This is a genomic window from Polaromonas sp. P1_E3, from assembly GCF_056405935.1.
Genome location: NZ_JBFUBD010000168.1, coordinates 1 through 5,861 on the forward strand (window position 1 = coordinate 1; position 5,861 = coordinate 5,861).

Below are 5,861 nucleotides of genomic sequence, written 5' to 3' on the forward strand. Positions count from 1 at the left end.
CCTGACAGCCCTGTCGAAGCATCCGCTGCCAGGTTGAAGCAGGCTACTAAAAAACGCATCAGATAGACTCAAAAACCCATTCCCGAAAGGAAAGAGACCATGTCCCACGTTGCAGAACAAACCATCACGCTCCACCGCCCGCGCCCGCAGATTTCACAAGCCGAACAGGCTGGTGGGCAGCGCTGGAGTGTGGACGCCATCGAGGCTTTGTTCAACCTGCCCTTTCCGGAACTGATGCACCGCGCCCAAACGGTGCACCGCGAAAACTTCGACCCCACGCACATCGAGTTCGCCACCTTGCTGTCCGTCAAGACGGGCGGCTGCGCCGAAGACTGCGGCTACTGCCCGCAGGCCGCGCGCTACGACACCGGCGTGGAGGCCAGCAAGTTGATGGAGCCGGCCGAGGTGCTGGCCGCCGCCCAGCGCGCGCAAGCCGCGGGTGCCACACGTTTTTGCATGGGCGCGGCGTGGCGCTCGCCGAAAGACCGCGACATTGAAAAAGTGGCCGAGCTGGTGCGCACGGTGAAAGCACTGGGCCTGGAAACCTGCGCCACGCTGGGCATGCTGGAAGACGGCCACGCGCAAACGCTGCAGAGCGCGGGCCTGGACTACTACAACCACAACCTCGACAGCGCACCTGATTTTTACGGCGACATCATCACCACGCGCGACTACCAGGACCGGCTCGACACACTGGCGCGCGTGCGCAGCGCCGGCGTCAAGGTCTGCTGCGGCGGCATCGTCGGCATGGGCGAGACGCGCCGCCAGCGCGCCGGCCTGGTGGCCGAACTCGCCAACCTCTCGCCCTACCCCGAATCGGTGCCCATCAACAACCTGGTGAAAATCGAAGGCACGCCGCTGGCCAACCAGGCCGACCTGGACCCGTTTGAATTTGTACGCACGATTGCCGTGGCCCGCATCACCATGCCGACGGCACGCGTGCGGCTGTCGGCCGGCCGCCRGCAAATGGGCGACGGCGTGCAGGCGCTGTGCTTCCTGGCCGGCGCCAATTCGATTTTTTACGGCGACAAACTGCTGACCACCGGCAACCCCGACACCGACGCCGATGTGAAGCTGCTGGAACGCCTGGGCATGAGCCGGTCCGCGCCCGAAGTGCGCTGAGTCGTTCGCGAATCCATCCGTTTCCCGGCCTTTGTCTGGCCTCTCTAAACCGCCGGCAAAAAAGCACGGCGAAGCTGGTTAGACTCTCGCTAAATTCCGGACGCACCCATGACGACTTCTGCCGACACTTCCAATCCAGCATCAGCTACGCCTTACGGCACGCTGCCGCCGTCGTCTACGCCATCAACTCCGCCGGCGCGCAAGCCGCTGAGCCTGCCGCGCCTGCGCGAGATGCAAGCGCACGGCGAAAAAATCACCATGCTGACCGCCTACGACGCGACGTTTGCCRCCGTGGCCGACGCGGCCGGTGTGGAATGCATCCTGGTCGGCGATTCACTGGGCATGGTCTGCCAGGGCCTGACCAGCACCGTCGGCGTAACGCTGGAAACCATGCGTCACCACACCGAGTGCGTGGCCAACGGCCTGCGCCGCTCGCACGCCACGGCCTGGCTGATCGGCGATCTGCCCTTCGGCAGTTACCACGAGTCGAAAGAGCAGGCGCTGCGCAGCGCTACGGTGCTGATGCAGGCCGGGGCCCATATGGTCAAGCTCGAGGGCGGTGGCTGGACCACCGACACCGTGCGCTTCCTGGTTGAACGCGGCATCCCGGTCTGCGCCCATCTGGGGTTGACGCCGCAAACCGTGCATGCGCTGGGCGGCTACCGTGTGCAGGGCAAGGGCGACGAAGCCGCTGCCACGATGACGCGCCACGCCCGCGAGCTGCAGGACGCCGGCGCCGCCATGTTGGTGCTGGAGATGGTGCCCGCAGCCCTGTCGGCCGCATTGACGCAGGAACTCTCGCATTGCGCCACCATCGGCATAGGCGCGGGCAACGGCACGGCGGGCCAGGTTCTGGTGCTGCACGACATGCTGGGCATGAACCTGGGCAAGATGCCGAAGTTTGTGCGCAACTTCATGGAAAGCCCGGACAACAAGTCCGCAAGTGTGCGCGGTGCCATGGAAGCCTATGTGCGCGCCGTGAAAGACGGCAGCTTTCCGGTGAATGCCACCCACGCCTGGTAAACCGGGCCTCACCGCACCCGCCCTTCACGAGTCAGGAAAAAAGATGCAGATCGTCCACACCATCCCGGAGCTGCGCGAGGCGCTCAGCCCGTACAAGCGCCCGTCTTTTGTGCCCACCATGGGCAACCTGCACGACGGCCACATCGCCCTCGTCAGGCAGGCCAAGCCGCTGGGCGACGTGAGTGTGTCCAGCATTTTCGTGAACCGCCTGCAGTTCGCGCCGCATGAAGACTTCGACAGCTACCCGCGCACGCTGGACGCCGATGCCGAGCGCCTGAAAGAGGCCGGCTGCAACGTGCTCTTCGCCCCGCTGGAAAAACACCTCTACCCCGAGCCGCAAAGCTACAAGGTTCATCCGGCCACCGATATCAGCGACATCCTTGAAGGCCACTTCAGGCCCGGCTTTTTCATTGGGGTGAGCACCGTGGTGCTCAAGCTGTTTTCCTGCGTGTTTGCCGGCATGCCCACGGGCGTGGCGGCTTTCGGCAAAAAGGACTACCAGCAGGTGATGGTGGTGCGCCGCATGGTGCAGCAGTTTGCGCTGCCGATCGAGATCCTGGCGGGTGAAACCCAGCGCGCCGAAGACGGCCTGGCGCTGTCATCGCGCAACGGCTACCTGAACGCCACCCAGCGCGCCGAAGCCGTGGAGCTTTCCAGGGCCATACGCGCCCTGGGCGAAGCCGCGCGTGCCAGCAGCACGCCCGACCTGCCAGCCCTGGAAGCGCAGGCCATGCAGGCACTGGCCCGCCGCGGCTGGAAGCCCGACTACCTGACCGTGCGCCGCCGAGCCGACCTGTTGGCACCACAAGGCCCGCTGGCCGATGTGCCGCTGGTGGTGCTGGGCGCGGCCAAGCTGGGCAGCACCCGGCTGATCGACAACCTGGAAATCTAGGCCCGGGCCGAATTCGGGCCAATCCGGCCACCGCCGGAGGCCATCCGGCGGGCCCCCACGCGCTCCACTTTTGATAGCTGCTTGCGCTCGTCCCGCCTGGGCTGCAGGCTTTTTCTTAAAAAAATCAGTTCGCCACCTGATGGCAGATTTTTGTCTTTTCTCACAAATCAACATGAACACCCCTTCCGTACGCCTTGCCACTTTGGACGACCAGCCTGCCGTGGCCGCGCTGTTTGACGCCTATCGCCAGTTTTACGAACAGCCTGCCGATGCTGCGCTGGCGCTGGACTTTATCGGCAACCGGATGCGAAACCGCGAGTCGGTCATCCTTGTGGCCGAGCAAGGCGCACCCGGCACCGGCGCGCTCGCCGGCTTCTGCCAGCTGTACCCCGGCTTCTGCTCGGTGATTGCCCAGCCCATCTACACGCTGTATGACCTGTATGTAGCGCCCGCTTCACGCAAGTCGGGCGCCGGCCGCGCGCTGATGCAGGCCGCCCACGCGCACGCACAACAGCACGGCTTTGCGCGGCTGGACCTGACCACCGCCAGGACCAACCACACCGCGCAGGCGCTGTATGAGTCCCTGGGCTGGGTTCGCGACGACGTCTTCCTGGCGTACAACAAGGCGGTTTCCGCGCCCTGACGCAGGCTTGCTCCGCTGGCCTACGCCGCCCGCGAAAGCCCTGCGGTATAACGGAAGCGTTCGTTCCACGTCGCAACGTCCGCAGGAGTTCACCATGGCCATTTCCCACGCCGCTGCCGGCCAAGTCATCGACATCCAGCCGCTGGCAGGCCAGTTGCAGGAAAGCAGAACCGTCGCACTGTTCAAAAGCAATGAACTCGAGGTTATGCGCCTCATCCTGCCGGCAGGCAAGACTGTGCCGCCACACCATGTCAAAGGCGAGCTGACCGTGCAGTGCCTTGACGGTGAAGTGGCTTTCAATGCGGGCGGCCGCACGCAAACCATGAAGGCCGGCCAGTTGTTATGGCTGGAGGGGGGAGTGGAGTACAGCGTGACGGCATTGCGAGATGCTTCGCTGCTGGTGACGCTGCATTTGTGCGAATAGGCAGGCGGCCCGCATGCTGCGTAGCACCCCGACGTTTGGCATTATTTAAGGCTGTAGTCCAATCAGGACGGGCGCAAGCAGCTATATATTTAATAGCAATACCAAAGAGGCCAGCTTCAATAACCGGGGAGCGCGAAATCCGCCGCTCAGAGGTCAGGCCAGTTCCGCCGTCGGCCCGCGCCCCATCAGCGCCGCCACGGCTTCAGCCGGCTTGAGCTTGCCGTCCAGCAAGTCCACCACGCTTTGCGCAATCGGCATTTCGATGCCCAACCCCGCTGCGCGCTGCACCACGGTGCGGGCGCAATACACGCCCTCGGCCACATGCCCGAGCGAGTCCACCGCTTGCGCCAGCGTCTTGCCCTCAGCCAGCAGCAGGCCCACCTTGCGGTTGCGGCTCAAGTCGCCGGTGGCTGTCAAGACCAGGTCGCCCAGGCCCGAAAGGCCGGTGAAGGTTTCGGCGCGCGCGCCCAGCGCCACGCCCAGCCGGGTCATTTCAGCCAGGCCGCGGGTGATCAGCGCAGCCCGGGCGTTCAGCCCCAGCTGCAACCCATCGCAAAGCCCCGTGGCGATGGCCAGCACGTTCTTGACGGCGCCGCCCACCTCCACCCCCACGACGTCGTCATTGGCGTAGACACGCAGGGTGGCACTGTGAAAGGCCGCCACCAGTGCTTCGCGCACTTCAGGGTGTTCACTGGCGGCCACCAGGGCGGTCGGCTGTCCGCGGGCGACTTCAAGGGCGAAGCTGGGCCCGCTGAGCACGCCCGCTCTTAAATTGATAGCTGCCTGCGCCCGTATTTCATGGACCATCAGGCCAAATGATGCTGCAGATGGAGCCGGCTCGAGCGGGGCTTCAAACCCCTTGCTCAGCCAGGCCACCGGAACACTGGCGTGCTGCAGGGATTGCAGCATGCCGCGCGCTGCTGAAACAGGCGTCGCCAGGATGATGAGGTCCTGGTCCTTGATCGCTTCGGCCAGAGGCACATCGCCACCTTGAAGCTGCAAGCCGGCAGGCAAGGCCACGCCGGGCAGGTAGCGCGCATTGACGCGGCTGGTTCGCAGGTCGGCGGCCAAAGCCGCATCGCGCGCCCACAGGGTGATCTGATGCCGTGCAGCGCTGCTGACAGCCACAGCCGTACCCCAGGCGCCGGCGCCGATGACCAGAATTTTCATGCGTGAATCTGCAGGAGACGGCAGCCGGGAGCCCCGGCCGGGCCGTTAAACGATGATCTGGGGCGCAGCCGATTCGGCAGCGGCCTGGGCCTGCTGCTGCTCGTACATGGCCTGAAAGTTGATTTCAGCCATGTGCACAGGCGGGAAGCCGCCGCGCTGGATCACATCGGCCACATTGCCGCGCAGGTAGGGGTAGACGATTTGCGGGCAGGCAATGCCCAGGATGGCGCCCATCTGGTCTTCGGGCACATTGCGGACTTCAAAGATGCCGGCCTGCTTGGCTTCCACCAGAAACACGGTTTTGTCGCCGATTTTTGTCTGCACGGTAGCCGTGACGGACACTTCAAAAAGGCCGTCGGCCACAGGGGTGGCGCCCACGCCCAGCTGGATGTCAACCGCAGGCTGCTCCTGGCTCAGCAGGATTTCCGGCGAATTGGGCTGCTCCAGCGATACATCCTTGAGGTAAACGCGCTGGATCTGGAAAACGGGGTCAAGATTGGCTTCAGCCATGGTGCTCTTTCGGGTGCTGGGAAGGTTGGATAGAGGATTCGACGCGCCGGCTTGCCGGTGACCAGCGGATTATAGGG

At 64.5% G+C, this 5,861-nt stretch carries 7 protein-coding genes; 5 read left to right on the forward strand and 2 right to left on the reverse strand.

The annotated features are described in order from the left end of the window. The first annotated feature begins 99 nt into the window (after window positions 1-99). The 5 genes from bioB to AC1D0Z_RS14855 all read left to right on the forward strand — a co-directional run bounded on the left by bioB (window position 100) and on the right by AC1D0Z_RS14855 (window position 4,104). A complete protein-coding gene (gene bioB, locus AC1D0Z_RS14835) occupies window positions 100-1,122 on the forward strand; it encodes a biotin synthase BioB (protein WP_477658990.1) in 1,023 nt (340 codons plus the stop codon). Between the two features lie 108 nt (window positions 1,123-1,230). Then, window positions 1,231-2,145 (forward strand): 3-methyl-2-oxobutanoate hydroxymethyltransferase, encoded by a 915-nt coding sequence (panB, locus tag AC1D0Z_RS14840; protein WP_477658991.1) that lies wholly within the window; start codon window positions 1,231-1,233, stop codon window positions 2,143-2,145. Between the two features lie 43 nt (window positions 2,146-2,188). Further along, complete coding sequence (gene panC / locus AC1D0Z_RS14845) at window positions 2,189-3,037, forward strand: pantoate--beta-alanine ligase (RefSeq protein ID WP_477658992.1); 849 nt, start codon at window positions 2,189-2,191, stop codon at window positions 3,035-3,037. A 172-nt stretch (window positions 3,038-3,209) separates the two neighbouring features. Next, window positions 3,210-3,680 carry an N-acetyltransferase family protein gene (locus AC1D0Z_RS14850; RefSeq protein ID WP_477658993.1) on the forward strand — a complete coding sequence of 157 codons (471 nt, stop codon included), beginning with the start codon at window positions 3,210-3,212 and terminating at the stop codon, window positions 3,678-3,680. A gap of 94 nt (window positions 3,681-3,774) precedes the next feature. Continuing rightward, on the forward strand, window positions 3,775-4,104 hold the full coding sequence (locus tag AC1D0Z_RS14855) for a cupin domain-containing protein (RefSeq protein ID WP_477658994.1): 330 nt from the start codon (window positions 3,775-3,777) through the stop codon (window positions 4,102-4,104). A gap of 153 nt (window positions 4,105-4,257) precedes the next feature. Here the strand turns inward: AC1D0Z_RS14855 and AC1D0Z_RS14860 are convergent, their stop codons facing one another. Together AC1D0Z_RS14860 and secB are read right to left on the reverse strand one after the other, a co-directional pair. Beyond that, the gene (locus tag AC1D0Z_RS14860; RefSeq protein WP_477658995.1) at window positions 4,258-5,274 is read right to left on the reverse strand and encodes an NAD(P)H-dependent glycerol-3-phosphate dehydrogenase; all 1,017 of its coding nucleotides are present in this window, start codon (window positions 5,272-5,274) and stop codon (window positions 4,258-4,260) included. 45 nt (window positions 5,275-5,319) lie between these two features. Then, window positions 5,320-5,784: a protein-export chaperone SecB gene (secB, locus tag AC1D0Z_RS14865; RefSeq protein WP_477658996.1), complete on the reverse strand. Its 465-nt coding sequence runs from the start codon at window positions 5,782-5,784 to the stop codon at window positions 5,320-5,322. Between the last annotated feature and the right edge of the window lie 77 nt (window positions 5,785-5,861).

What these genes read in the sequence shown, in the direction of transcription:
- panC (WP_477658992.1), top strand. Translation starts at nt 2,189, where the DNA reads ATGCAGATCGTCCACACCATCCCGGAGCTGCGCGAGGCGCTCAGCCCG.
- AC1D0Z_RS14850 (WP_477658993.1), top strand. Translation starts at nt 3,210, where the DNA reads ATGAACACCCCTTCCGTACGCCTTGCCACTTTGGACGACCAGCCTGCC.
- AC1D0Z_RS14855 (WP_477658994.1), top strand. Translation starts at nt 3,775, where the DNA reads ATGGCCATTTCCCACGCCGCTGCCGGCCAAGTCATCGACATCCAGCCG.
- AC1D0Z_RS14860 (WP_477658995.1), bottom strand. Translation starts at nt 5,274, where the DNA reads ATGAAAATTCTGGTCATCGGCGCCGGCGCCTGGGGTACGGCTGTGGCT.
- secB (WP_477658996.1), bottom strand. Translation starts at nt 5,784, where the DNA reads ATGGCTGAAGCCAATCTTGACCCCGTTTTCCAGATCCAGCGCGTTTAC.